This window comes from Ruegeria arenilitoris (assembly GCF_013035315.1).
Classification (GTDB): domain Bacteria; phylum Pseudomonadota; class Alphaproteobacteria; order Rhodobacterales; family Rhodobacteraceae; genus Ruegeria; species Ruegeria arenilitoris_D.
In genome coordinates, this window is sequence record NZ_WQHP01000006.1 from 71,629 (window position 1) to 98,251 (window position 26,623).

The 26,623-nt window shown below is 54.6% G+C and carries 24 protein-coding genes; 2 read left to right on the plus strand and 22 right to left on the minus strand.

The annotated features are described in order from the left end of the window. Positions 1 to 66: 66 nt before the first annotated feature. From GOV53_RS14200 to GOV53_RS14245, 10 genes are all read right to left on the minus strand, one after another. On the minus strand, positions 67 to 1,221 hold the full coding sequence (locus GOV53_RS14200; RefSeq protein WP_217361257.1) for a Gfo/Idh/MocA family protein: 1,155 nt from the start codon (positions 1,219 to 1,221) through the stop codon (positions 67 to 69). After that, positions 1,221 to 2,276, minus strand: a complete 1,056-nt coding sequence (locus GOV53_RS14205; RefSeq protein WP_170467658.1) for a sugar phosphate isomerase/epimerase family protein — start codon at positions 2,274 to 2,276, stop codon at positions 1,221 to 1,223. The genes GOV53_RS14200 and GOV53_RS14205 overlap by 1 nt, the downstream gene beginning before the upstream one ends. 27 nt (positions 2,277 to 2,303) lie before the next feature. After that, positions 2,304 to 3,362: a LacI family DNA-binding transcriptional regulator gene (locus GOV53_RS14210; protein ID WP_170467659.1), complete on the minus strand. Its 1,059-nt coding sequence runs from the start codon at positions 3,360 to 3,362 to the stop codon at positions 2,304 to 2,306. A gap of 7 nt (positions 3,363 to 3,369) precedes the next feature. After that, a complete protein-coding gene (locus tag GOV53_RS14215) occupies positions 3,370 to 4,992 on the minus strand; it encodes a dihydroxyacetone kinase subunit DhaK (protein ID WP_170467661.1) in 1,623 nt (540 codons plus the stop codon). 11 nt (positions 4,993 to 5,003) lie between these two features. Continuing rightward, entirely contained in the window at positions 5,004 to 5,996 is a 993-nt protein-coding gene (locus tag GOV53_RS14220) for an ABC transporter ATP-binding protein (RefSeq protein WP_170467663.1), read from the minus strand. Next, positions 5,989 to 7,086 (minus strand): ABC transporter ATP-binding protein, encoded by a 1,098-nt coding sequence (locus GOV53_RS14225; protein WP_170467665.1) that lies wholly within the window; start codon positions 7,084 to 7,086, stop codon positions 5,989 to 5,991. The genes GOV53_RS14220 and GOV53_RS14225 overlap by 8 nt, the downstream gene beginning before the upstream one ends. A 2-nt stretch (positions 7,087 to 7,088) precedes the next feature. After that, positions 7,089 to 7,277, minus strand: coding sequence for a hypothetical protein (locus tag GOV53_RS14230; RefSeq protein ID WP_010442360.1), 189 nt, complete (start codon positions 7,275 to 7,277; stop codon positions 7,089 to 7,091). Then, the gene (locus GOV53_RS14235; RefSeq protein WP_170467667.1) at positions 7,274 to 8,212 is read right to left on the minus strand and encodes a carbohydrate ABC transporter permease; all 939 of its coding nucleotides are present in this window, start codon (positions 8,210 to 8,212) and stop codon (positions 7,274 to 7,276) included. The genes GOV53_RS14230 and GOV53_RS14235 overlap by 4 nt, the downstream gene beginning before the upstream one ends. Next, on the minus strand, positions 8,209 to 9,156 hold the full coding sequence (locus tag GOV53_RS14240; RefSeq protein WP_155150124.1) for a carbohydrate ABC transporter permease: 948 nt from the start codon (positions 9,154 to 9,156) through the stop codon (positions 8,209 to 8,211). The genes GOV53_RS14235 and GOV53_RS14240 overlap by 4 nt, the downstream gene beginning before the upstream one ends. Positions 9,157 to 9,234: 78 nt before the next feature. Continuing rightward, a complete protein-coding gene (locus GOV53_RS14245) occupies positions 9,235 to 10,554 on the minus strand; it encodes an ABC transporter substrate-binding protein (RefSeq protein WP_170467669.1) in 1,320 nt (439 codons plus the stop codon). 399 nt (positions 10,555 to 10,953) lie between these two features. On the opposite strand from GOV53_RS14245, the gene GOV53_RS14250 reads away from it, so the two are divergent. Together GOV53_RS14250 and GOV53_RS21595 are read left to right on the plus strand one after the other, a co-directional pair. Further along, entirely contained in the window at positions 10,954 to 11,382 is a 429-nt protein-coding gene (locus tag GOV53_RS14250) for a hypothetical protein (RefSeq protein WP_170467671.1), read from the plus strand. Then, on the plus strand, positions 11,379 to 11,786 hold the full coding sequence (locus GOV53_RS21595) for an MOSC domain-containing protein (protein ID WP_170467673.1): 408 nt from the start codon (positions 11,379 to 11,381) through the stop codon (positions 11,784 to 11,786). The genes GOV53_RS14250 and GOV53_RS21595 overlap by 4 nt, the downstream gene beginning before the upstream one ends. A 1,034-nt stretch (positions 11,787 to 12,820) precedes the next feature. On the opposite strand, the gene GOV53_RS14260 is transcribed toward GOV53_RS21595, so the two are convergent. The 12 genes from GOV53_RS14260 to GOV53_RS14315 form a co-directional block, all read right to left on the minus strand. Continuing rightward, positions 12,821 to 13,564, minus strand: coding sequence for a proteasome-type protease (locus GOV53_RS14260; protein ID WP_170467675.1), 744 nt, complete (start codon positions 13,562 to 13,564; stop codon positions 12,821 to 12,823). An 11-nt stretch (positions 13,565 to 13,575) separates the two neighbouring features. Beyond that, positions 13,576 to 14,373, minus strand: coding sequence for a transglutaminase family protein (locus GOV53_RS14265; RefSeq protein ID WP_170467677.1), 798 nt, complete (start codon positions 14,371 to 14,373; stop codon positions 13,576 to 13,578). A 3-nt stretch (positions 14,374 to 14,376) separates the two neighbouring features. Next, positions 14,377 to 15,318 carry an alpha-E domain-containing protein gene (locus GOV53_RS14270; protein WP_170467679.1) on the minus strand — a complete coding sequence of 314 codons (942 nt, stop codon included), beginning with the start codon at positions 15,316 to 15,318 and terminating at the stop codon, positions 14,377 to 14,379. A 2-nt stretch (positions 15,319 to 15,320) separates the two neighbouring features. After that, complete coding sequence (locus tag GOV53_RS14275; RefSeq protein WP_170467681.1) at positions 15,321 to 16,739, minus strand: circularly permuted type 2 ATP-grasp protein; 1,419 nt, start codon at positions 16,737 to 16,739, stop codon at positions 15,321 to 15,323. A 265-nt stretch (positions 16,740 to 17,004) separates the two neighbouring features. After that, positions 17,005 to 18,516 carry a mannitol dehydrogenase family protein gene (locus tag GOV53_RS14280; RefSeq protein WP_170467683.1) on the minus strand — a complete coding sequence of 504 codons (1,512 nt, stop codon included), beginning with the start codon at positions 18,514 to 18,516 and terminating at the stop codon, positions 17,005 to 17,007. Next, positions 18,516 to 19,289 carry an L-iditol 2-dehydrogenase gene (locus tag GOV53_RS14285; RefSeq protein ID WP_170467685.1) on the minus strand — a complete coding sequence of 258 codons (774 nt, stop codon included), beginning with the start codon at positions 19,287 to 19,289 and terminating at the stop codon, positions 18,516 to 18,518. Before GOV53_RS14285 ends, GOV53_RS14280 begins: the two co-directional genes overlap by 1 nt. Continuing rightward, the gene (locus GOV53_RS14290; RefSeq protein ID WP_170467687.1) at positions 19,286 to 20,290 is read right to left on the minus strand and encodes an ABC transporter ATP-binding protein; all 1,005 of its coding nucleotides are present in this window, start codon (positions 20,288 to 20,290) and stop codon (positions 19,286 to 19,288) included. The genes GOV53_RS14285 and GOV53_RS14290 overlap by 4 nt, the downstream gene beginning before the upstream one ends. A gap of 12 nt (positions 20,291 to 20,302) precedes the next feature. Further along, positions 20,303 to 21,133, minus strand: a complete 831-nt coding sequence (locus GOV53_RS14295) for a carbohydrate ABC transporter permease (protein WP_170467689.1) — start codon at positions 21,131 to 21,133, stop codon at positions 20,303 to 20,305. A 12-nt stretch (positions 21,134 to 21,145) separates the two neighbouring features. After that, entirely contained in the window at positions 21,146 to 22,012 is an 867-nt protein-coding gene (locus GOV53_RS14300) for a carbohydrate ABC transporter permease (RefSeq protein ID WP_170429079.1), read from the minus strand. Positions 22,013 to 22,118: 106 nt separating this feature from the next. Continuing rightward, complete coding sequence (locus tag GOV53_RS14305; RefSeq protein WP_170467691.1) at positions 22,119 to 23,423, minus strand: ABC transporter substrate-binding protein; 1,305 nt, start codon at positions 23,421 to 23,423, stop codon at positions 22,119 to 22,121. 94 nt (positions 23,424 to 23,517) lie between these two features. Further along, the gene (locus tag GOV53_RS14310; protein ID WP_170467693.1) at positions 23,518 to 24,543 is read right to left on the minus strand and encodes a LacI family DNA-binding transcriptional regulator; all 1,026 of its coding nucleotides are present in this window, start codon (positions 24,541 to 24,543) and stop codon (positions 23,518 to 23,520) included. Positions 24,544 to 24,931: 388 nt separating this feature from the next. Then, positions 24,932 to 26,527 (minus strand): GMC family oxidoreductase, encoded by a 1,596-nt coding sequence (locus GOV53_RS14315; RefSeq protein WP_170467695.1) that lies wholly within the window; start codon positions 26,525 to 26,527, stop codon positions 24,932 to 24,934. Between the last annotated feature and the right edge of the window lie 96 nt (positions 26,528 to 26,623).

Below are 26,623 nucleotides of genomic sequence, written 5' to 3' on the forward strand. Positions count from 1 at the left end.
TTCGGTTTTTTTGGCAGATAACCAGGCTGCTTTCCAAGGTTTTTGCCCTATGCCCAAAGCCAGATTTTAAGTTAAGCTGACCCAAGCCGCATTCCTTGAAGAGCTTTGCACGCACGCGGCTACAAACTTAACGCCATTGAGTCCATCATGAACCGTTGGATAAACAACGGACGCGTCAGGTGAACTCCCATTCCGGAAAGCTTGGATCGCCTCAGCAGCCTCTCCATAGATATTGGCGAACCCCTCAAGATATCCCTCGGGATGTCCCGGAGGAACTCTACTCAACCGATTGGCTGCGTCACCTGCACCAGCTCCATTTCGGGTGATCAAACGCTTGGGTTCGTTGTATGGCGTAAACCAAAGATAATTGGGATCTTCCTGAGACCACTCAAACCCACCTTTTTCGCCATAGACGCGTAAACGAAGTGCGTTTTCATTGCCGGGGGCCACTTGAGACGACCACAGCATACCGCGCGCTCCACCTTCGAATCGAAGCAAAACGTGCGCGTTGTCATCGACTTTGCGCCCCGGCACAAAGGCCTGCAAGTCCGCCGCCAAGCTTTCCGCCTTCAGCCCGGTTACAAAGCATGCGAGGTTGTAAGCATGAGTCCCGATGTCGCCGGTTGATCCACCCGCGCCCGAGCGTTCGGGATCGGTTCGCCACTCAGCCTGTTTGAAATCCTGCTGCTCGGTCAGCCAGTCCTGGGGATATTCAACCTGAACCACGCGGATCTTGCCGATATCTCCGTCAGCGACCATTTCACGCGCCTGCCGAACCATCGGATAGCCCGTGTAATTGTGGGTCAAAATGAACAGGGCATTCGCGCTTTCTGCTGCTTTGACCAGTTTTTTTGCATCGGTAAGGGTTGAGGTGAGTGGCTTGTCACAAATTACATGAATACCGCGTTTCAGGAACTCACGTGCGGCTGCATAGTGGACGTGATTTGGCGTGACAATTGAGACCGCCTCAATCCCGGATTTCAGCCGGGCCTCCCTGATCGCCATTTGTTTGAAATCTCCATAGACCCGTTCGAGCCCTAGCGCCTGACCACTTTCAAGAGATTTCTCTGGCGTCGAAGACAAAGCACCGGCAACCAACTCAAACTTGTCGTCCAGTCGCGCCGCTATTCGATGAACGCCACCTATGAAGGCGTCGTTCCCGCCGCCAACCATGCCAAGTCGAATGCGGCCTGAGGTTTCTTCATTGCGTCCTGTGACCATCATTCAATCCCCAGCATTTTACGATTGGCGGCTTCGTCAGCGCCACCATCAGCGAAATCATCAAAGGCTTTCTCTGTCACACGGATGATGTGATCTGACACAAATTGAGCGCCTTCGCGCGCTCCATCCTCTGGATGTTTGAGGCAGCATTCCCATTCGACCACAGCCCAGCCATCAAAGTCATTCGCGGCCATTTTTGCGAAGACCGCACCGAAATCCACCTGGCCATCGCCAAGCGACCGGAACCGCCCCGCCCGATCGACCCAGCTTTGATATCCAGAATAAACGCCCTGCCGGCCGGTTGGATTAAACTCGGCATCTTTGACATGGAACATCCGGATCCGATCTTTGTAGATGTCGATATTGTCCAGATAGTCGAGGCATTGCAGCACATAGTGCGACGGGTCGTATAGCATGCAGGCCCGCGGGTGATTGCCTGTTCGTTCGAGGAACATCTCGTAGGTCACCCCATCGTGGAGGTCTTCTCCGGGGTGAATTTCGTAGCAGACATCAACGCCGCAGTCTTCGGCGTGATTTAGGATTGGCACCCAACGACGAGCAAGCTCATTAAATGCCGTTTCGATCAAGCCAGCAGGGCGCTGCGGCCAAGGATAGACATAGGGCCATGCCAATGCGCCTGAGAATGTCGCATGTGCCGAAATGCCCAAATTTTTGGAAGCGGATAGTGCTTTTTTGACCTGGTCTACTGCCCATTCTTGCCGCGCTTTCGGGTTTCCCCTGACGCTTTCGGCCGCGAAGCCATCAAACGCACTGTCATAGGCTGGGTGAACTGCCACAAGTTGGCCCTGAAGGTGCGTAGACAGCTCCGTGATTTCGACACCATTTTCCCTGGCTTTGCCTTTGAAGTCATCGCAATAACCGGTGCTGGACGCGGCCTGTTCAAGGTCAAACAACCGGCCATCCCAACTGGGAACCTGAACGCCTTTGTATCCACATTCAGCCGCCCATTTAGTGATCGCGTCCCACGAATTAAACGGCGCCTCATCGCCCGCAAATTGCGCAAGAAACAAAGCTGGCCCTTTGATCGTTTTCATAAAATCTCCTCCCCAAAACATAAGCCTCTATGGCGGTAAATTTTCCTTCAGATAGATGTCGATACGGATACGTTCCTGGGCTTTGTTGAATGGCACTTTGTCCGAAGTTGCACGCAGCAGACGGACGGCTGAACGAACAATGTGCCCAGTATCTTGCGAGATTAGCGCGTCAAATGTACCGAGCGTAAGCGCCTCACGACTGAGCGGTGTAAGCTCATGCGCTATGATCACCAGATCCTTGCTGAGTTTGTTTTCTGAAAGAAATTGAATCAGTCCTGCATTGCCTGCGGCGGAGGAATAAATTCCAACCAGATCCGGGTAGGTTTCAAAGATCTCGGGCATCATCTTGTAGATCAGATCCGGGTCATCCCGGCCCTCGACAGACGCTACAACTTCGAGGTGTGGAAATTCCTCAGCCACAACTAGATCAAAGCCTTGACGACGCTCTAAGTGGTCGCGTGCCAAACGGGATCCTGTAAGTACCAAGACCTTGCCGTCGCGATGCACAAATCGTCCCATCAACTGAGCGGCCGTTCGTCCTGCCGAAACGTTATCAATTCCTACAAAGTGGTCTCGCTCAGAACTCGGCAAGTCAGACACCAACGCAACCACCGGAACGCCTTTGTCCCTGAGCCTTTTTACGGCGTCGCGGACAGAAGGCGTTTCGGGCCCGAAAACGGCGACTCCGTCAACATCTAAACTGACGACAGCATCCAGAATGTTGACGATATCTTGAGGCTCGAACGGAGCGACCTTTTTTATCGCAATGCGTGTCCGCTCGATGAATTGGTCACGGGATTGTTCTGCGATCTGACTGTTGATTGCCTCAACAAACTCGTTGTCTGTGTCGGGTAAAACAAAGAGGAAATTATAAACTCGGTTTCGCGCCAGGTTTGCCGCGGCCGTGTCGCGCACATAGCCCAGCTCATCAATCGCCTTTTGCACTTTCTGTACGGTTACGGCCCGTACGCCGGGGCGCCTGTTCAAGACCCGGTCAACAGTCGCCAGACTGACACCCGCAACGCGCGCGATGTCATTAACGGTTGGCTTTTTCACCAATTCTAATTTTTGTTTTTGGTCTTCCACGTGTTCTTCAGCCCTCAATCTCCCGTGCTAAGCCTTCAAACAACAAAGCAACAGCTTCAGCGCCGGGGTCGTTATGTCCAACTAGGTTTTCTTCGGGAACATAGGCCGCGCGGCCCGCCTTCGCACGACGAATATTTGCAGTGTTGTTCGCACCTTCGCGGGCAGCCTGTGCCGCATGTGTCAGACCAGATGGTAGTGCGGCAAGTGCTGGTGCCAGGGCGTCAATCATTGTCCTGTCACCGACATTGGCACCCCCAACCTGGCTGACGCGATTCAGACCTTCGACTAGAGATTTCGGTACCGACGCCCCGCTCGCACAGGCATCTCCAGCCGCGTTGAAGAAAATTGCGAGTATCACGCCAGAAGAACCACCCATTGTCTGGCTTAACTCATTTCCTAATGCCGGAAACAGTTGCGTCAGATCAGCAAGCGGCATGCGGTCAAGGCTACCTTGCAATGCTCGTGCGGCAGTCGCCAATGTGCTTCCTGTATCGCCATCCCCAGATTTCGCGTCCAGCTCGTTCAGGTTCTTCTCAGCGTTGATGAGCAGTTCAGACAATCGGGTGATCGTTTCCCTTGTGGCGGGGTTGTTCGAAGGAATTGGATCGATAGGTGTCAACCCGTCGGGTAAAGGCGCTACTTTTATGGGGTCGATGGAATTGACGCCGGGCCAAGCCGCCAGATCAACAGGAGCTGTAAGAGCCGATAAATCGTCCTGATCTACAGGCAGAATAGAAACAGAAAACCCGTGCATATCCAGCGATGTCATCATTGGAGCTGGGCCGATGATATGGTGGGCTATGCCAGTCTCGGACAAGGCGTGCGTGAGGACAGCCATTTCTAGCGGAGTTGTAGAACCTAAGTTGTTGACCAACGCCACACAATTCCCAGAGCCCACCCTTTGCTTCAGCTTCTCCACCACTGTAGACATGGCCGATACAGCATTTGAGAACTCGACTTGCTGTACACCGGGCTCGCCGTGGATGCCTAAGCCTAACTCCGCTTTACCGGGTGCAATCCTGTCTTCTTTCGGAGATCCCGGAACAGTACAGGTGTCCAGGCTCATACCGATGCTGACGACCTTGGCTATGGTGCTTCTTGCTGCTTTCGTAACGGTGTCTAAGTCAGCACCACTTTCAGCAAGCGCTCCGGCGATTTTGTGTACGAACAACGTGCCCGCTACGCCACGTGGTTGCGGAAGATCGGGCAGGGCGATGTCATCATCAACAACGACCATCTCTACTTTGCGGCCTAATGCACGGGCGCGTTCAGCTGCCAGTCCAAAGTTCAACCGATCACCGGTGTAATTTTTGACGATAAGCAGGCACCCAGCCTCACCCGCGACCGCAAGAATGCCTGCCAGAACCGCCTCGACTGACGGGGATGCAAACACTTCCCCGCACACCGCGGCTGTCAGCATGCCGGCGCCAACAAAACCTGCATGGGCGGGTTCGTGACCAGACCCTCCGCCAGAAACCAGGGCGACTTTCGACTTGTCCCAATCTGACCTGTAGACGACCTTGATGTGCGGGTAACCGTCCAACCGGGTGAGTTGCCCTCCGGAAGACGCCAGAAGACCGTCTATCGCCTCTGTCACCAAAGTTTCTTTTGTGTTGAGGAACTGGGCCATGCTTTTGCTCCTTAATTCACGCGCGTGCCGGACGCGTCAAAATACAACGGGTTGTGGGGGCGGATTTTTATAGTTTTTCCAGATGGATAATCCTGATGGACATCAATCAAGGTCACAACCGAGTGACCTTTTAAGTCCAGGTGCAACCGCGTTTGATCCCCCAGATGCTCAGCACGTATGACACGCGCTTCACTGCCTTCACCTTCAATGATGTTTTCCGGGCGTAGGCCAATCTGCGGGCCTTTGTGATCGCCTTCGAACAACCCGGACGGCAGGATGTTTATCCGCGGCAGACCCAATCGGCTGGCTACGTAAACACTGCCCGGGTTTTCATAAATGTCCCGAGGTGTACCGTACTGAACCAACCGGCCGTTCTCCAAAACGCCGATATGCGTCGCCATTGTCATGGCTTCGACCTGATCATGGGTCACGTACAATAAAGTCGATCCCAGATCGGCCTGAATCCTTTTCAGCTCGACCCGCAAATCCGCCCGAAGCTTGGCGTCCAAAGAGCTGAGCGGTTCGTCCATCAGGAAAATCTGTGGATCGCGCACCAGCGCCCGCCCGATCGACACGCGCTGCATTTCACCGCCTGACAGTTCAGTGGCTTTGTTGTCCAGCTTGTGTGGGATCTGGAGGATTTCTGAGACTTCGTTGACCTTCCTGGCGATCTCATCCTCTGGCGTCTTCAGGATCGGCGACCTCAGAGGGAAAGACAGGTTCTCACGCACTGTCATATGCGGGTACAGCGAGTATTGCTGGAAGACCATCGCCACATCGCGCTGGGCGGGCGTATCTATTCCAACATCTCGCCCGGCAATGCGCACCGTTCCTGAATCCAGTTTCTCAAGTCCGGATATCAATCTCAGCGTCGTTGTTTTACCCGCACCTGTCGGACCCAACAACACCACAAAGGCGCCGTTGGGGATCGTCATTGAGATATCATCCACCGCTTTGACGTTGCCAAATGACTTCGAGATATTCTCCAACACGACTTCAGCCATTGCTTAGTACCTCGTCGTTCAGAGCGGATCTCAACGCGCGCCCGGTAGACTTTTCAAACAGGGTTACTGCGGGTGAGCGGAATTCCAATCCCACCGTCTCGCCAGGATTAACAACTTCACGCGCATCAATGCGGGCTTTCAACTCTCCGTTCGGGCTTTGCAGCGTCACGATCTGGGTGGTTCCCAAATATTCTGCGGCCAGGACCTTGGCCCGGTAGGCGCTGTCGTCTGACAGAAAAACATGCTCGGGGCGAACGCCGAAAACCAAGTCACCTTCCGCCCCTTCCATCAGTTTGGGCACGGCTTCGTCATGGCCATTCAGTCGTACCATTTCCGAGCCAGGCGCGACCTTTCCTTGGAACGGCAGGAAGTTCATGGAAGGCGATCCGATAAAATCTGCAACGAACATCGTGGCCGGTTTGTCGTAGATTTCCTGCGGCGTGCCGAATTGCTCAATCACAGCATTGTTCATCACAACGATCTTGTCGCCCATTTGCATGGCTTCCAACTGATCGTGTGTGACATAAACAGTGGTTGCGCCCATACGATCATGAAGCGCGCGGAGTTCTTCGGCCATATGCTCACGAAACTCGGCATCCAAGGCACCAAGAGGTTCGTCCATCATGAACGCCTTGGGTTCGCGAACAATCGCGCGGCCCAGCGCCACGCGTTGTCTGTCGCCGCCCGACAACCCACCTACCGGGCTATCGAGTATGTCGTGGATCCCCAGAATTCCGGCGACTTCCTCGACTTTGGCTTTGACAGCAGCACGCGGCATGCCCTGCGATATCAGGGGGTAGCTGATATTCTTGCGCACGTTCATATGCGGGTACAGCGCGAACATTTGGAACACGAAGGCAATGTCCCGCTCCGACGGTGGCCGCTGGCTGATCTCTTCACCGTCCAGATAAATTTCACCCGATGTTGGAAGTTCCAATCCAGCTATCATCCGCAGCGTCGTCGTCTTTCCGCAGCCGGATGGCCCGAGCAGCATGAAAAACTCACCATCCTCAATCGTGAACGAGCTTTCGCGGACAGCCGTGAAATCGCCAAACATCTTTCTTACGTTTTTGACTACGATCTGGGCCATTTCTACTCCGGGAAATGACTGACGATGATGAACATGACGGTTCCGATCAGCGTGACGATGAAGGAATAGGTGAAGGCCCAAAGGACAAAGGGCTGCATCAGCATGAAGACTCCCAGTGCGATAAGGATGGTTGCGACCATCTCCCACGGGCCGCGGCGGAGCCGCATCAATCCGGTTAGAAAATCGCTCATTTGCGCACGGCTCCGAATGTGATCCCACGCAGCAAATGTTTGCGCATCAGGATGGTGAAAATCATGACGGGGATCAGGAAGATCGTGGCACCTGCCGCCACAGCAGGCCAGTCCAGGCCGCCAATACCAATAATGGTCGGGATGAACGGTGGTGCAGTCTGCGCATTCGCGGATGTCAGCAGCACGGCAAACGCGTACTCATTCCAGGCGAAGATCAGGCAAAAGATAGCTGTTGAGGCTATGCCGGTTGCGGCTTGCGGCAGCACCACTTTGTAGAAGGCCTGAAATCTCGTGTAGCCATCTATGAGGGCGGCCTCTTCGTACTCTCTTGGGATTTCGTCGATGAAACCCTTCAGCAACCAAACCGCCAAGGAAATATTCACGCCCGTATACAGCAGGATCATTCCCAAATGTGTGTCGCTGAGACCAAGGTTTCTGAACATCAGGAATATTGGGATGGCGACGGCGACCGGGGGCATCATCCTTGTACTGAGGATGAAAAATAGTAGGTCGTCCTTAAGCGGTACTTTAAACCTGCTGAAGGCATAGGCCGCCAGCGTGCCAAGGAAGATACTCAAGAACGTTGAGCCAAATCCGATGATCACCGAATTCATAAAGCGCTCGCCGAACTTGGATGGCCCGACAATCACCATGTCGTATTGGCGTACGATCTCATCGGCCCAGTTCTGCGGTGGGTTTGCTTCCAGAAATTCCTGCGTTTGCCGTGTTCGTGTGGTGAAGAGGTTGACGTAGCCTTCAAGTGTTGGGTCAAAGACCACTTTGGGTGGGTAACTAATCGCATCGGCCGGGGACTTGAAGCCAGTCAGCAAGATCCAAACCAGCGGGATCATCGTGATCAGCGCATAAGAAATTACCAGGAAGCCTGCGATCCACTTGGACCGGTTCGAAGGTTCGGTGACGGAAAAACTGCTCATCTCTGTTTCACCTTGTTCAGGGCTTTGACGTAGATCGACGCGAGGCCGAACACGGTGACGAAAAGGATGATCGCATAGGCTGACGCATAGCCCGTACGCCATTTCTCAAAGGCTTCGCGTTTCAGGTTGATCGAAGTGAGTTCCGTTACAGAACCGGGGCCTCCGCCGGTTAGCTGAACAACCAGGTCGAACATCTTGAAGTTCTCTATGCCTCGAAACAGCACGGCCAGCATCAGGAAGGGCAGCACCATTGGGATGGTAATCGTAAAGAACTGTCGCAGCTTGCTGGCCCTGTCGATTTCAGCCGCCTCGTAGATGTAATCGGGAATGCTGCGCAGACCGGCCAGACAGATCAGCATCACGAAGGGGGTCCACATCCAGGTATCGACAATCACAATCGCCCACGGGGCCAACGTGACTGATCCCAGCATTTCAAAGCTCGATGGGTCCTTACCGGTAAACCAGGACACGATGTAGTTAAACAGGCCGATTTGAGGTTGATACAAGAACTTCCAGAAGTTCCCGACGACTGCAGGAGACAGCATCATCGGCAGCACGATAATTGTGGTCCAAAGATCGTTGCCCTTGAATTTCTTGTTGATCAACCACGCCAGCGCGAACCCGATCAGGACCTGGAAAAAGATCGTCCAGAACAGGAAATGCGCGGTGGCCTGCATGTTCAACCAGGTGTCCGAGTCCGTCAGGATACGCTCGTAATTCCTGAGCCCGACATCTTTGACTTCACGCCCGATCCGGTTGGCCTTGTAGTTGGTAAAGCTCAGTTGGATGGTCCAAATCAACGGAAAGATGTTAATCGCCAGCAATAGAAAAATCGTTGGGGAGATGAATATCCAGGCGATCGCGCGGTCGGATAACCCTCGGATTTTTCGCGCAACTCGCTCGGGCGTTGCCTGCGCAACGCGATCTACGGTCCTGTCAGACATCTCTTTGCCAGTTCTTTTGGTTTCGGACTCACGGGTGAAGGTGGAGCGGGATTGCACCCGCTCCTGCCTGTGTCCGGACTACAGCTTGCCTTCGTCTTCAAAGACTTCCGTCCAGTCTTCGATCAGAAGATCAAGCGCTTCTTGAGCTGTGCCTTGGTCGGCAACCACGTAGTCGTGGATGCGCTTCTGCATTGCCAGCAGCAGTTCCGCATAGGCAGGCTCTTGCCAGAAATCCTGAACTCCAGCCATTGCTTCCAGGAAGTCACCGGCAAACGGTTGGCTGTCTACGAAACCAGGGTCTTCCAGCACCGAGTTATGCGCCGAATAGCCTCCAAGTTCCCACCATTTGGCCTGCACTTCTGGCTGTGCGAACCATTTGATGTACTCAAGTGCGGCGTCCTGTTTGTCAGAGTAGCTGACAACCGAGATACCTTGTCCGCCCAGTGTCGAACCTGCCTGATTTTGTGGTGGGTTCACGAAGAAGTCGATTTTGTCACCGCCGGTATTGGGATCCGCATAGAGACCTGGGAAGAACGCAAACCAGTTCATCGCCATGGCGACCTGACCGGACTTAAAGGCGTCCAAGCTCTCACCCATGTAAGAGTTGGTATATCCCGGAGGCGTCGCCGTCTTGTAGAACTCTTTGTAGAATTCCAGCGCCTCAACCGCTTCGGGTGAGTTTACGGCACCTTCCATGTCATAGGAACCTGGGGTGTTTTCGTATTTGAAACCCCAAGGATACAGCGCTCCGGTCACACCCATGGTGATCCCTTCCGAGCCGCGCTCGGTAAAGATTGCTGCGCCATAGACGGTCTTGCCGTCGATCTCACGACCTTGGAAGAACTGCGCGATCTGCAACAACTCTTTCTGAGACTGAGGTTCACGTAGGTCCTGACCAGTCGCCTCTTTGTATGCAGCTTGGATTTCGGGGTTTTCGAACCAGTCCTTGCGATAGAACCAGCCGTTTGCATCGCCCATCGCAGGCAGCGCGTAGTAATTTGGTGTGCCCTTAGGCCAAGTCGAATATGCATATACCGTGGCCGGAGCGAAATCGTCCATGCTGATGCCTTCAGCATCGAAGAAATCGTTCAACTGGACATAGTGGCCGTTTTCGGCGCCACCGCCGATCCATTGGCTGTCACCAATCAGCAGGTCGCAGAGCTTACCCCCAGAGTTCAGTTCATTTAGCATCCGGTCCGCAAAATTTGGCCAAGGAACAAATTCGAAGTTCATCGAGTGGCCGGATTCTGCTTCGAATTCTTTTGATAGCTCAACAAGCGCGTTGGCCGGGTCCCAAGCAGCCCAACAGAGTGTCAGATCTTCGGCATTTGCCTTGGTAGAAAGAGTAGTAGCGGCAAGGACTATTGCGCTGGCCGAGGCCAGTTTTGTGTAAGTCATCCATTCCTCCCTTTTTTGCGCCGTCAATCGAGGATGTGCGAATCACGGCATATCACCAAGGCTATTTGAGGTACGCACCTCAAGTCCAGATACTTTTGAGGTTCGTACCTCAAATTGCCGGAGAGGGCCGCTGGATTTTCTCCTTAGTATCGGACTTTAAAAGGAATAAATTGTTTTCTTCGATGTGTGTCTATTTTCGGCAGTGTGGTATTAAATGGCCTGCTCGACTAAAATTGGCACAGCCAACAATTGCGACCATCATTCGGCCAACAGGTTTAACGAACCCGCTTCTGAAGCACACACAGATTATTTGGTCGGTACCTTTGAGAACCGAAGGCAGGGTCAAATAGCACGGACCACTCAGGATCGTGTATAACTCGTTTGATTAGGTGAAGACGTATGAACACTCTCTCTATCGTCACATTGAACCGCTACCCAATTACAGGCTTGAGTGCCGAGCCCACGCAAACTGTGAAGCTGCGAGTAGGGGAGGGGATCCCAGGTGATCGCCTGTTCGGGTTTGCGCGCTACAATCCCGGTTTCAACGCGCAGAACCCTCAGTCACTGCCGAAAGATTGCTTTGTCGTTCTGTTGAATGAGGCAACACTGATAGGCGTTAAAACGAGTTTTGATGTTGACACCCAAGATATTGAGATCAAAGCGAATGGCAAAGCACAAAGCTTTAATATGCGTGGATCAGGAGATCGGATGAATGCGGCAAGTTGCCTTTCGTCAGAGATCGACTTTAAAAATCCCAAGCCGCCGGAATTCGTTTCGTCTGCTCCTCATCGATTTACAGATGTATCTGTGGTATTGTCAAATTTATGAACGCGATAACCGTTTTGAATCTGGCGTCGTTAGAAAAATTGGGTGAATATCTGAACGCGGAAATCCAGCCCGCGCGCTCTCGAGCGAGTATCGAGATAGACGGCTTGCATTCGTTTTCTGAGACGGATGCAGTTGGTTCAGTTTTACGATTTGGCGACGTTGAGTTGGAGATACTTTCGCTTACGAAAAGGTGTGCGGCAACTGAAGTGAACCCTGCAACCGCCGAGCGGGGCTTAAAGATACCCTATCTTATTCGGAGGTTGTTGGATCACATGGACATGGGTGCTTATGTCGAGGTGGCCAAAGGTGGAGTGCTAAGAAATGGCAAATCCGGGGAAACGCTCGCTAAAAGTTGCTTCCCGCAAAATTCGTGCTGCGTGAACTGCGAAAACACGGCTGGGTAAGTTCGGCCAGTCAGCGGGATGCACGGCAGTAGGGTGTTCACGAAGTGAAAAGTTAACTCCGCTAGAGCCAGTTTTGAGGTCGAAATCTACTTCGGCATTTCGCCACTCATTGAACAGTAGACCACGTGCGCATCTTTTAATCCGGATTGCACGTAAATTAGGCGATGGCCTGGGTAGTTACAACAGCCGCAAACAGCGCCTCTGAGAGGCACCAGTCAGACATTTCTTCTGAACCTGCACATTTAGTGGTCCAACGATTCCGACACCCTGTTGTTACCTTTGATTGCATCTAAGGCGTTGTAGTAGGTCGGCTGTTCACGGTTGAAGTTTAGATAAGCTTTGCCTAGTACCTGTCTGGAGGTAACGTCCATCGAAAAGTGGACACCGCCTGTATCACGACAGTATTCGAGTCCGTGGCCAAGCTCTTCAAGCTCACCTGAATGCTCGGTGAAATTGTCCGAAAGAATCGACGTGTAGACTATTGCACGGATCGTAAGCCTACTCGGATACGACGTGTCAGCGAAGGCTGTTGCAACCGACTCAACGTCTTTATTGGCAACAAACGGGCGCGGGATGTCATAGTTCGATTTGACCGTGTTGCAGCCCTCGCGAACCTCATCAATAATCTGGTCCAGCGTTTAGCTAGGGACTTCGGTTTCGACGTTAAATAACTTGATTGCAACGGTGTGGGCGAACCGTTCCAGATCAACTGGCTTTTGGACAAAGTCGATTTGGTCTTGGATTCTGCTTTCTTGCAGCCACATGACGGCGATCAATTCCTTATCGAACTCCACCGTATACGCAGGCCTGCCGAGCGATCACTATCAGATTAAGAAGGGGGACTTTGGGAACGAGGAGTTCAAGGTTAGTCAACTGGGCGTTGTTCAAATCGAAATGATGAGACATGAATACGACTTGTTTTTCGACTCGAAAAAACAAGCGTTTAGCTGGAAATCAACGGGCCTGAAGCCTACGCAGTCATGCGTGGCGCAACCCATCAATGACCGTTATACGGACAAAGAGGACACTCAAACTTAAAGCTTTCGCTCTGATTTGTATTCAGGAAGTTTGGCCAAGGCCGATTTCAACGCGTCACCCCATCCATCGGATACACTGCGAAAGTACTGGTCGTCAGCTTCGAACCTAGACCGCGCACCACTTTCAAGGCTGTCTTCATCGTAGAGAAGCAGGTCAAGCGGAGCTCCGACAGACAGATTGGCCTTAATTGTCGAGTCGAAACTGACCAGCAGGAGCTTTACGGTTTCTGGGAAGGTCATTTCCGGATCATAGGCGCGCACCAGAATCGGGCGGCCGTATTTTGTCTCTCCGATCTGAAAGAACGGTGTGTCATCACCGGCCTCGATAAAATTGCCTTCAGGGTAGATTAAAAACAGGCGAGACGGGCCGCCCTTGATCTGACCTCCAACAATGAGGGTCGCGTGAAAGGCGCTGTCAGCTTGCTGACCAGACCGGGCATGCTCCTCGATGACGTCGTTCAGCGTAGCCGCGACCAGTTGCGCAACTTGAAACATTGTCGGAGCTTCTAAGATCGATGGCGAGCGATCTGCCGGCGCTTTTGTTCGTTCTTCCAGAAGGCTTATCGTGGCCTGAGTAGTGGCCAGGTTTCCGGCGGTTAGGATTGTGATCGACCGGTCCCCTTCGACTGTCCAGTTGAACATCTTGTTGAAGGTCGAAACATTGTCCACGCCAGCATTCGTGCGCGTATCGGACATGAACACCAGCCCGCGATTCAGCCGCATGCCCACAGCATAGGTCATCAAATTCTCCGTTACTGCTGTGCGACTTGCAACTGCACTGTCAATTGCTCGCCCGCTGTCCCAATTCTATTCCCTATTACCGGTGCGGCTTGGGCATAGTCCAGCCCGGTTGCGACGCGTACGTATCGATCGTCAGGTGAAATCCCATTTGATACGTCAAACCCCACCCAGCCAAGCCCGTCCAAATGCACTTCGGCCCAGGCATGGGTCGCGTCCTGCAGCTCGGTTTCGTTCATCATCAAGTAGCCCGAAACGTAGCGTGCTGGCACTCCGAGCTGTCGCGCGCAGGTAATGAAGATGTGCGCGTGGTCCTGGCACACGCCGCGCCGGGCATCTAGGGCGTCCTCTGCGCTCCAGCCCGGGTGCGAACTTCCAATCTCGTACACGACCTGAGTTCGAATTCGTTCGGAAAGGGTATGCATCTGTTCCAGCGGTTTGCTATCGGGCAATGCGCTTATCAGCTCTGCAACTCCTTTCCCCGGCGTTGTCTGCGGAGTGCTTCTTTTGAACAGCCATAATGGCGTCGACCCTTCGTGACGCCCTAAAACACCGTGCGTGTCTTTCACTTCAACAACGCCTTCGGAGATCAACGAGATGCTTTGAGTGTTTGCTTCGAAACTGATCAATTCCACCGTGTTGCGGTGATAGTCTTCAAATGTAAGCTCTTTGCGCCCGCCGGTGATCTGGGTGCTCCAACTTACGATGCTCTGATTTCGAAATGACTTTGGTGTTTTTCGCAGCTGTTGCAGTCCGAAAGGAACCGGCGCGTCGAAATCGTATCGTGTCTCGTGTCGAATGTGCAGTTTCATTGGCTACTCGTAGAACCTGTAATCAATCTCGATCTGACGGCTCAAATTGCCGAGATCTGTCAGGAAATCCTGAATGTACTCATGCAGACCGAATTCAAAGATATCCGAGATTTTCTGATCCAGGTATTTCTCGTAGAGAGCATTTGATGCCTCGCACGAAGGCCCGGCAAAGCCGTAGTCTTTCTTCAGGTAGGACAGGTTTTCCTGAATCTTTCTGCAGCAGAAGTGCAAACTGCGAGGCATCCGCTGATCCAGTATCAAAAACTGTGCAATGTCAGACGGACGCGTTTTATCACCATGAGTCATTCGATACCCGCCGCCAGCGCCGACAGAGCGCAGGATGCTTTCCCATTGGATGTTGTCCAGTGACGAGCCGACCGAGAAGGCTGTGGGCAGAAGAACATAATATTTCACGTCCAGAATGCGGCCAGTATTGTCGGCCCTTTCGACAAACGTCCCGATCCGGGTGAAATCGAAAATGTCGTTGCGCAGCATGGTCCCCAAAGTGGCACCACGGACCAGAGCCGCCTGTTGTCGAATGAGTTCCAACGTCGCTGGCAAATCCCTCTCATTCACGCGCCGTTTCATCACCTCATCGATCTGCATCCAGGTGGAGTTCACCGCGCTCCAGACATCATGGGTCAGCGCCGTCCGAACAAGGCGCGCGTTGTCTCGGGCTTGCTTGATGACCGACTTGATCGAGGATGGGTTATCAGCGTCACGTAGTACCCAATCGACTGCATTGTCTTTTGAAATCTCGTCGTACTTGGCGTGGTACCCATCCAGAACACCGGCCGTTTTCAGAACAGAACCCCATTCCTCGGCAGAATTTTTGGTACGGGTCAGCGCCATTCGCTGACCCGTTTCAAGCAGCCTCGCCGTGTTTTCCGCTCGCTCAAGATACCGGGACATCCAGAACAACCCGCCAGCAGTTTTTCCCAGCATGGTCAGTCCTCCAAAACCCAGGTGTCTTTGGTCCCGCCACCCTGGCTTGAGTTCACGACCAGAGATCCCTTCTTAAGCGCCACGCGGGTCAAACCGCCGGGCGTGATCTTGATCCCTTCGGGTGACACCAAAACGAACGGCCTTAGGTCAACATGTCTGGGCGCAAGTCCTGAGCGCGCAAAGATCGGAACCGTCGAAAGCGACAGCGTCGGCTGAGCAATGTAGTTCCCGGGCCGCGATTTGAGCTTGTCGCGGAACGCTGAAATCTCTTTCTTGCTGGCGGTCGGTCCGATCAACATTCCGTAGCCGCCAGACCCGTGTACTTCTTTCACAACAAGCTCGGACAGGTTGTCCAGCACGTAGGAGAGAGACTCGGGATCACTGCAGCGCCAGGTCGGGACGTTTTGCAGCAAGGGCTTCTCACCCGTGTAGAATTCAACGATTTCAGGCATGTAGGAATAGATCGCCTTATCGTCGGCAATGCCGGTCCCCGGTGCGTTGGCAATCGTGATGCCTCCCGCGCGGTAAACGTCCAGGATACCTGGCACGCCCAAGGCACTATCGGGGTTGAAGTTCAGGGGATCCAGAAAGTCGTCATCAACCCGGCGATAAAGTACGTCGATGGGCTTATAGCCCCTGGTAGTGCGCATGCAGACGCGCCCATCGACAACGCGTAGGTCGTGGCCTTCGACCAATTCCACGGCCATCTGATCTGCGAGGAACGCATGTTCGTAATAGGCCGAGTTATAGATGCCCGGGGTTAATACTGCGACGGTTGGTTCCCCGTCGGCGCAAGCCGGCGCGCAGGCAGCAAGGGATCGTCTCAGATTGCGGGGGTAGTCAGAAACATTCCGAACATTAGTCGCGCTGAAGAGCTCGGGGAACATCTTTAGCATCGTTTCCCGGTTCTCCAGCATATAGCTGACCCCGGATGGCGTGCGGGCGTTGTCTTCCAGAACGAAAAACTCGTCCGGCCCGGTTCGCACCAGATCCACCCCGACAATGTGTGTGTAGACCTGACCAGGAGGCGAGACGCCAAGCATCTGCGGCAGGAACGCTTCGTTCCCGGCAATCATCTCAGCGGGCACACGCCCGGCACGCACGATTTCTTGGCGGTGATAAATGTCGTGGAGAAAGGCGTTGATTGCCCGAACCCGTTGTTCAATTCCGCGTTCCAGCCGCTGCCACTCTCGTGCTGAAATGACACGCGGTACGATATCAAAGGGGATGAGGCGTTCCTCAGCCTCGGCTTTTCCATAAACGTTAAAGGTGATGCCCGTCAGTCTAAAGACTTCTTCGGCTTCGCGCTGTTTCGCTCTCAATCGTGATACGTCTTCAGCATTGAACCAGCGGCCGATCTCTTCGTATGGACCTCGGAGTGATCCATCGCCGTTGAACATTTCATCAAAATACTCACTCATGCTTTAAGTTTTACGCATAGATCAGATTTTTCAAGTCATTCAGGCTCGGATGAACGGTGCCTTCGGACAGAACGTCTAATATTAAGGCTATTTATCCTGAGCCTTATATTTGTCGGGTTTGCTAAACTGCTCCTGTCATCTGCATGCACGAAGGTTGCGGATGTGGCGATGTTTTTGCGAGCGAAGCGCAGCAATCCGAGGCTACGTTTCAAAAATTCGAATGCGGCAAGATAGATCCACGAACGATCACTCTAGGCATATTCGGCTAGCGCGATATCGAGCCGCTGGAAACAAACTCATTTACGGCTGCCCGGCTGCCATTCACCCAGATCGCAGCCAGCCAGGAGGCGAATGCCGCCAGGATGCGCTGACTGGTGCCAATTTCCCCATAATACTGGCTCTGTTCGAGCCAGAGTTTGGGGTCATCTTTGGCCGCCAACGCGATTGCGCGTAGGTTCTCCCATTGAGGGTCGTTGGGCTCGATTTCAGTACCATCTTCACGAAAACCTGCGCACATCCTGCACCAGAATGCCTCAGCCAAGGCGAGCCCGTCGATGGAAGCGTCCGCTGAGAGCGCATCACGTAGCGAAGGAAGCAGAAAGCCAGGATGCCGCGCAGAACCGTCGAACGCGACTCTTCGCGTTGTGTCGTGAATTGCGGTGTTCGCAAATCTGCGCTCAACTAATCCAAGGTATTCCTTCGCCGAGGTTCCGGGGACGGCTTCGACGTAAGGCAGAATTTCTTCGGCCTGAACTTTCTCAAAAAACGCAACGATGTCCGGGTCCTGCATGCAATCCGAAATCGTCGGGACGTTCAGAATTTCCCCGACATTTGCGAGCAGCTGGTGACCGCCGTTCAATATGCGCAATTTCATGGTTTCATAGCTATGAACATCGTGGGTCAGTGTAACCCCAACCTGTTCGAGCGGCGGTCGTCCGGCGCAGAAGCTATCCTCGATCACCCATTGGCGAAAATTCTCATGTGAGACCGGAGCATGGTCGTCGACACCAAGCGCAAGGCATTGCGATATCACTTGATCCGTCGTCGCCGGAACGATGCAATCCACCATCGAATTTGGGAACGCGCCGTTTTGGTCAATCCAGTCGGCCAGCTCAGGGTCGGACAGTCGCGCCAAACCAACTATGCAGGTTCTAAGAATTGCACCGTTTCCCTGAAGGTTGTCGCAACTGAGCGCGGTGAAGGGTTTCAAGCCATTTCGGCGTAGTTGACGAAGTGCGGCGACCATAGCTCCGAAAACCGTGCGCGGTTCGTCCGGGTTTTTGGCATCGTGCTGAATGTCTTCGTTATCCGCGTTGAACGCGCCGGTATTGGCATCCAGAAAATACCCACCTTCGGTAACAGTCAGCGAAACAATCCGAATGGCGGGGTCGGCCATCGTCTGGATAAGCGTTACATTGTTGTCCTCGATCGGCAGGTAGTCGATCATTGGGCCAATGACCTCTGCCGACATTCCGTCTGGGTCCAGTTCGATCAGTGTGGTCAGGCAGTCCTGCGCCAGCAATCTTTCACGCATGTCGGCGTCATAGCTTCGCACACCCGCGCCGATGATCGCCCAATCCTGAGCCTGCCCTTGCTGCAACAGTCGATGAAGATACCAAGCCTGGTGCGCGCGGTGAAAATTGCCGACCCCGATATGAACAATGCCCGGCGTAAGGTCCGAGCGTACATACGCAGGTGCCTTTACGGATTTCGGCAAGTCAGACAGGTTGCCGCGTCGCAACCGTACCGGAGGTTTTGCATTCGACACAGGGTCCATCAGCTCATCCAATTTCCGCCGTCGACATTGTATGTTTGTGCGACGATGTACTCGGCCTCGTCCGAGGCGAGAAACACCGCCATCCCGGTCAGATCTTCGGCGAGGCCCATCCGACCGTAGGGGACAGCCGCAGCCACTTCTCGTTTCTTCTGACCCAGCGGTTTGCCCTCATGTTTGGCGAAGAATGCGTCGACGCCGTCCCAGTGCTCGCCGTCGACAACGCCCGGAGCAATCGCGTTCACGTTGATCCCATGCGAGATCAGGTTCAGCCCTGCCGACTGGGTCAGAGAAATGATTGCCGCCTTGCTGGCACAGTACACGGCGACCAAGGGCTCGCCCCTGCGTCCGGCTTGCGATGCCATGTTGATGATCCGGCCTTTGGTTCCGTGTTCGATCATGTGGCGCGCGACAGCTTGCATTGTGAACAACGCGCCAGCGACGTTGATTTCAAACACGCGGTCATAGTCAGCGCGCTCAATCTCGACAATTGGTGCTGCAGTGAAGATGGCCGCATTGTTGATAAGAATGTCGATGGGGCCGAGAAGAGAGGCCGTTTTTGCGACCGCATCATCTATGCTCCGCTGGTTGGTCACGTCCATCTCAATCGCGACCGCCGCCTCGCCTATTTCGTTGGCGGCGGTTTGCGCGCGCTGGGCGTCGATATCGGCAATGGCGACACGCGCACCCTCTGAGACATAGGCCTTGGCAAAGGCCAGCCCGATGCCTCTCGCAGCCCCGGTGATCAGAGCGGTTTTGCCTGTCAGACGTGTCATTCGATCCGCAAACCTTGCGCGTCAAACCGGTGGATTACGTCGGCGCGCGGTGTCAGGTGAATGCGATCCCCGTGGCGAAAGCCAACCTCGCCGTCTGCACGGACAGTGATCGTCTCGGCCAAACCAGTTTCGTGAACGTGGAAAAAAGTATCCGAGCCGAGGTGTTCCGAGACGCTGACAACCCCGGACCACTCACCTTCAGTTTCCGAAACCGCAATGTGTTCAGGACGGATTCCGATGGTTTGGGCACCGTGTTTCGCGGCCTCGGGGCCTTCGATGAAGTTCATCTTGGGAGAGCCGATGAAACCCGCGACAAACAAGTTTCGGGGCGTTCGGTACAGCTCTAGCGGGCTGCCGACTTGTTCGATCACACCGGCCTGAAGCACCACGATCTTGTCTGCCATGGTCATGGCTTCGACCTGATCGTGGGTCACGTAGATCATCGTGGTCGCCAGACGTTCATGCAGTTCGCTGATTTCCAACCGCATGCCGACGCGCAGCGCCGCGTCGAGGTTTGAAAGCGGTTCATCGAACAGGAATGCGGCGGGTTCACGGACAATCGCCCTGCCAATTGCAACGCGCTGGCGCTGACCGCCGGACAGTTGGCCGGGGCGGCGGTCCAGATAGTCGGTCAGATTCAAAACGCTCGCAGCGCCTTCGACGCGTTTGTCGATCTCGGCCTGATCCAGCTTTGCCATGCGCAGCGGAAAGGCGATGTTCTTACGCACGGTCATATGCGGGTAGAGCGCGTAGGACTGGAACACCATCGCCAGACCCCGCTTGGCGGGCGGCACATCGGTGGCGTCCGCGCCGTCAATGTCGATGGAGCCCGACGTGATATCCTCCAACCCCGCGATCAGACGCAGCAGGGTGGATTTGCCGCAGCCCGAGGGGCCGACGAAGACGGTGAACTCGCCATCTTCGATGGTCAGGTCCAGCGGTGGAATGACCTGTACGTCGCCGAAGCTTTTGGTCACGGACTTGAGTTGAATGCGTCCCATGTGTCGGGTTCCTTATTTCACAGCGCCGAAGGTCAGGCCGCGGACAAGTTGTTTCTGGCTGAACCAGCCAAGGATCAGGATTGGTGCGATTGCCATGGTCGAGGCTGCGCTGAGCTTGGCAAAGAACAGGCCCTCGGGGCTGGAATAGCTGGCGATGAAAGCGGTCAATGGGGCTGCGTCGACGGCTGTCAGGTTGAGCGTCCAGAACGCCTCGTTCCACGCCAGGATGAAGTTCAACAGCACGGTTGAGGCGATGCCGGGAACGGCCATCGGTGTCAGGACATAGAGGATTTCCTCTTTCAACGTTGCGCCATCCATACGTGCGGCTTCCAGGATTTCCCCGGGGATTTCGCGGAAATAGGTGTAGAGCATCCAGACGATGATCGGCAGGTTGATCAGCATCAGGACAACGACCAGCCCACCGCGCGTGTCCAGCAGACCCAGCCGGATGAACAGCAGGTAGATCGGGTAGAGTACACCGACCGCTGGCAGCATCTTAGTGGACAGCATCCACAGCAGGATGTCCTTAGTGCGCTTGGACGGCACGAAAGCCATGGCCCATGCGGCGGGGACGGCGATGATCACACCCAGTATGGTCGAACCACCCGCGATGATCACCGAGTTCCACAGGAACCGCATGTAGTCTGAGCGCTCCTGCACGATGGCGTAGTTCTCCAGCGTCCAGTTGAAGTTCAGAAAGATCGGCGGGCTGGCAATTGCCTGTGCCTCAGTTTTGAAGCTGGTCAGGATGGTCCAGAGGATCGGGAAAAAGATCAGCAATCCTACTGCCCAGGCGAGAATTGTATTCAGCGATTTGCGGCGGGTTGTGACAGCGCGGGCCATAGTTGTTCCTCCTCACGCGTCCAGGTTCTTGCCGACGATGCGCATCAGGAAGATGGCAACGATGTTGGCAAGGATGATTGCGTAGACACCTCCGGCCGATCCGAGGCCAACGTTCTGGCTTTCCAGCACACGCTGGAAGATCAGGTAGGTGAGAGTGCGGGTGCCGAATGCGCCGCCGGTGGTCACGAAAATCTCGGCGAAGATCGACAAAAGAAAGATGGTCTGGATTAGGATCACGATAGTGATCGCGCGGCTTAGGTGCGGCAGAATGATGTGGTAGAAGCGTTTCAGAACCGGCGCGCCATCCATCTCGGCCGCTTCCAGCTGTTCACTATCCAGCGACTGAATTGCGGTCAGCAGGATCAAGGTCGCAAAGGGCAGCCATTGCCACGAGACGATCATGATGATCGAGGTCATCGACGCCTCGGACAGCCATGAGATCGGCTCGGCCCCAAAAAAGCGCCACAGATGGGCCAGCAGGCCGTTCACCGGATCCATGAACATGTTTTTCCAGACCAGCGCAGACACGGTGGGCATAACGAAGAAGGGCGCGATCACCAGAATGCGGACAACGCCTTGCCCCCACATCGGCTGATCAAGCAGCATCGCCAGCAGGATACCTAGAATGACCGTAATGATCAGCACACCACCCACGATCACCAGTGTCGCCTGAACCGCTGGCCAGAACGAACTGGAAGAGACGAAACGGACGTAGTTGTCAAACCCGACCCAGCCAAGATCGCCGCCACGCAGGGGCAGATATTTCTTGAAAGAAAAGTACAGCGTCATAGTCAGTGGCACGAGCATCCAGCCAAGCAGCAGGACAACTGCGGGTGCCATCATCAGGCGAGCAACGGATCGGGAGTGTTGAGTAGCCATGACGCAAGACCTCTCTGTTCAGGCATAGCTTAGCCTGCGAGAAAAACACGTGTTGTGGAAGGGTGGGGCGGGGGGCAAATGTCTGCCCACCCGCGGGGAGAAGACGTCAGTACCCTGCGGCTTCCATTTCTTCGGCGGTGAAGGCCTGCGCTTTGGCCAGCGCTTCGTCCACCGATTGCTGTCCGGCATAAACTGCCGAGAACTCTTGGCTCACCTGCGTGGCAATGCCTGCGAATTCCGGGATCGCGACGAACTGGATGCCAACATAGGGCGTCGGTTGCGCGCAGCAGTTATCCGGATCGGCCGCAAGTATCGAATCCAGCGTCATCTTGGCGAACGGAACCTTCTGGTACTCGGGGTTCTCATAGAGTGACGTCCGTGCACCCGGAGGCACATTGGCCCAGCCTTCATTCTCGGCCACCAACTCGATGTAGTCTTTCGAAGTTGCCCACTCGATGAACTGTTTGGCCGCATCTTCCTGTTGCGTGCCAGCCGGAATAGCCAGTGCCCAAGCCCAGAGCCAGTTGGCGCGCTTATCGACACCTTCTGAATTCGGTGCGAGGGCAAAGCCAACCTTGTCAGCCACGGTCGAGTCGTCGGGGTTGGTCACAAAAGACGCCGCAACGGTGGCGTCGATCCACATGCCGCACTTGCCTTGCTGGAACAGCGACAGGTTCTCGTTGAAGCCGTTTGTGGCATATCCAGCCGGGCCGGATTCATTCATCATGTCCACGAAGAATGTCAGTGCCTCTTTCCACTCGGGTTGATCGAACTGAGGTTTCCAGTCTTCGTCAAACCAGCGCGCGCCGAAAGAGTTTCCGGTCACGGTAATGAAGGCACCGCCCTCACCCCAACCGGCCTTGCCGCGCAGGCAGATACCGTTGATGTCGTTGTCACGGTCGGTCATCGCCGCTGCAGCTTCACGGATGAACTGCCAGGTTGGCGCTTCGGGCATTTCCAGACCGGCCTGTTCCATCAGGTCGGTGCGGTACATCACCATCGAGCTTTCGCCATAGAATGGCGCTGCGTATAGTGTGCCGTCGTTGCTGAGACCGTTGCGCATTGCGGGCAGGATGTCGTCCACGTCATACTCGGCGGACATGCCTTCCAGTGGAACAAGCCAATCGTTCGCGCCCCAGATCGGCGTTTCGTACATGCCGATGGTCATGATGTCGAACTGACCGCCCTTGGTGGTGATGTCGGTGGTTACGCGCTGGCGCAGCACGTTTTCTTCCAGCGTCACCCACTCGACTTCGATGCCGGTCGCTTCGGTGAATTTGTCGGTATAGCCCTGCATCCGGATCATGTCGCCGTTGTTTACTGTGGCAATCGTGATGGATTGTGCGTGGGCCGCGGCAGTCGCGACGAACGTCAAAGCTGTCGCCGCACGAAGTGCGTGTTTCAGATACATCCCTGTCCTCCCTGAGCTTGGATGTCGTGCAGAGAGGGTAGTTCGAGATTTGTCGCGGCGTCAATAAAAACTTTACGCGCGTTAAATTTTTACGTTATGCGGATTCCCTGAGAACCAATCGTGCCGGGAAGAGGGTTTCCGTCCGCTTCTCAAATTTCCCACCGTTTTCAATGAGTTCGAAAAGCGTTTCGACACTTCGGGCCGCCACATTGTCATAGTCATGCGCCGCGGTTGTCAGTGAGGGGCATGTGAACTTTGCAAAGGGATGATCGTCGTTCGAGGCCACTCGCAGCGTACAATCGGCTTTCCGCCCGACGCGAATCCCCTGCTCAAAACACGCCGCCAGAAAGCCGATTGCCAATCGGTCATTGCTGCACAAAACCGAATCCGTGCGCAATTTGCGTTCATCCAACACCTTGAGCGCACCCTGTCGACCAATCTCCTCAAAGGCCCAGCCAGCGCCTTCGATTTTGATCACATGCGGCTCAAAACCCAGACGCTCCATCACCTCGACGTAGGCCTTCCGCCGCTTGTTGGCATTGGGGTTTGCAGGTGTCCGCATTTCGAAGAACGAGGGCGGCTCGCCCGTACGGGTCATGTATTGCACGGTCTGAGACACAAAGCTGAAGTTGTCGGACCCGATAAACGCCGCGCCCAAACCGTCAAGGTTACTGTCGAACAGAACCGTCGGCACACTGGCGCAGAATTTCTCGATCGCTGACTTGTCAGAGATACGCCCCAAAGGCGCCAACAACACGCCCGCAGGTTTCAGGGATTGCAAACCGTCCAGGATTTCGTTTTCCAGCTTTTGTTCACCGTGAGCGCTGAAAAGGAACGGACGATACCCGGCTGCGATACAGCTTTGTTCAAGATACCGAGCGATTTCAGCAAAGAACGGATCAGCCAGAAAGGGCACGACAATGCCGATATTCTTGGTCAGTTTACGGTTCTGGTTCACCGCATAGATGTTCGGGCGATAGTCAAACCGCTCCAGCGCCTCTTCGATGCGGGCCCTTGTCGTCGGGCGAACACTGTCGGGATCGTGGAAGTATTTGGACACCGTGGGCCGCGAGATACCGCTGAGGGCCGCGAACTCTTCCATATTCTTAATTTTGGTCATGCCAGTCTGCCTGCGGGTCTTCGCCGCCGTGATCTTATCATGTTTTTACATATTCTTTACGCGCGCCAAAAAATCAATAGCTGGTCAACGTCCCGGCGTTTCGCGGGCAAGGGGGGCGAATGTAGCCCGTGATCAATGCCGGAGCTTCAGCGGTCCATGTTGTCTTTGCGGATGGCCGTCGCATTTTGCAGCGGCTTAAGTTGGGGTTGAATTGTCCTGGGTGTAACAAGTCTTGTTAGATCAGCCCCCGCATATTCAGTGGCAGGCAAAAAGCGATCCGGCTAGCCAGTTAGCTGAGCTCATTCGGGCTTGGCGTTTCGCGCCCACGGGAACATGGTTGGTGGAAGTATCCGTGGTTCTGCTTGGCTTTCAGTCGTTGGTTTGCGCGTCAAGTGCCCGCCTTTATTAAATCGCTTGCTTTTTCGCCTATCATGATCGCTGGGGCGTTGGTGTTGCCGCTGACAATTTCCGGCATGATCGAGCAGTCTGCGACCCGCAGATTTGCAATACCATGTACCTTTAGCTTTGCGTCAACAACGGACATCTTGCCATCTCCCATCGCGCATGTTCCCGTTGGGTGATAGATCGAGGTTGAATTGGATCTGGCCCAATCCAGTGTGCCTCCATAATCGTCAGAGCTTAGCTCTGATGTTGGTCGAAACTCCTCTGATATCTTCGAGGCCAGAGGGTTCTGCTTGGCAATTCTGCGCGCGATGTTCACACCGTCAACGATGGTTCGGCAGTCCGTTTCTGTTGAGAGGTAATTCGGGATGATTTTGACATACTTGGACGGGTCGGGGCCATCCAGGCGCAGTTCGCCTCGGCTTTCCGGGCGCAGCTGGCAAACCGACATCGTGAAGGCCGAAAACGGATGCACGCCTTCACCGGGGCTGTCAGCAGACCAGGGCTGAACGTGGAACTGAATGTCCGGAGTTTCAACATCGGGTCGGGTTTTCATAAAACCTGTGGCAAGACTGGCGGCCATGGTCATCGGGCCCGCACGAAACAGGGCATATTTCAAGGCGATGCGCGCCTGATTGAATATGCTGCGGACTTCATCATTCAGCGTCGGCTCATTGCATTTAAACACCAGCCGGGCCTGTAGGTGGTCCTGCAATCCCTTGCCAACTCCGGGAAGGGCGTGCAGGGGTTCGATACCATTTTCCTTCAGATGGTCGGGGTCACCGATTCCCGACAGCATCAGAATCTGAGGAGAGTTGATTGCCCCACCAGATAGAATGATCTCTCGCCGAACTTTTAGGGTTTGTTCGGCTCCAGTTCGGTCCCGGTAAACCAGACCAGTTGCCTTTTTCCCGTCCAGAATTACGAGCGAAACCAGTGCATTTGTGATGATATTCAGATTCTGGCGTCCTCGAATGGGTTTGAGATAAGCCACGGCAGCGCTGCACCTGCGCCCATTTCGAGTGGTAAGTTGGAAATAGCCTACGCCCTCTTGCTCGGCTCCGTTGTAGTCGGGGTTGAAAGGGTAGCCGGCGGCCTGCGCTGCCGCCACCCAGGCGTCGCAAATGGGCCGCTGAATGCGCATATTGGACACGGACAAAGGCCCGCCGACACCGTGATACTCGTCTTCGCCGCGTTCCTGATCCTCGCAGCGCTTGAACAGGGGCAGGACGTCTTCCCAGCCCCAGCCTTCATTGCCCATCTGCCGCCAGCGGTCATAATCCTCTTTCTGGCCGCGCACGTACAGCAGCCCGTTCAGTGATGATGATCCACCCAACACTTTGCCGCGAGGCCAGTCGATGGATCGCCCGTTCAGGCCGGGATCGGGCTCGGTTCGGTAACACCAGTCGACCGAAGGGTTATGCATGGTTTTGAAGTAGCCCACAGGGATGTGAATCCATGGGTTGGTATCCCGACCGCCGGCCTCAAGCAGTGCGACAGTCACGTTGGGGTCGGTGCTCAGGCGGTTGGCAATGACACAACCCGAAGACCCGGCCCCCACGACAGCATAGTCCACTTCCATGATCACCTCCCTGAAACCAGTTTCAAAAAGTTCTAGCCAAAAGACGAGAAATACACTAGCATTTTTTGATACAAAACGTCTCATTTTTTGCTAACA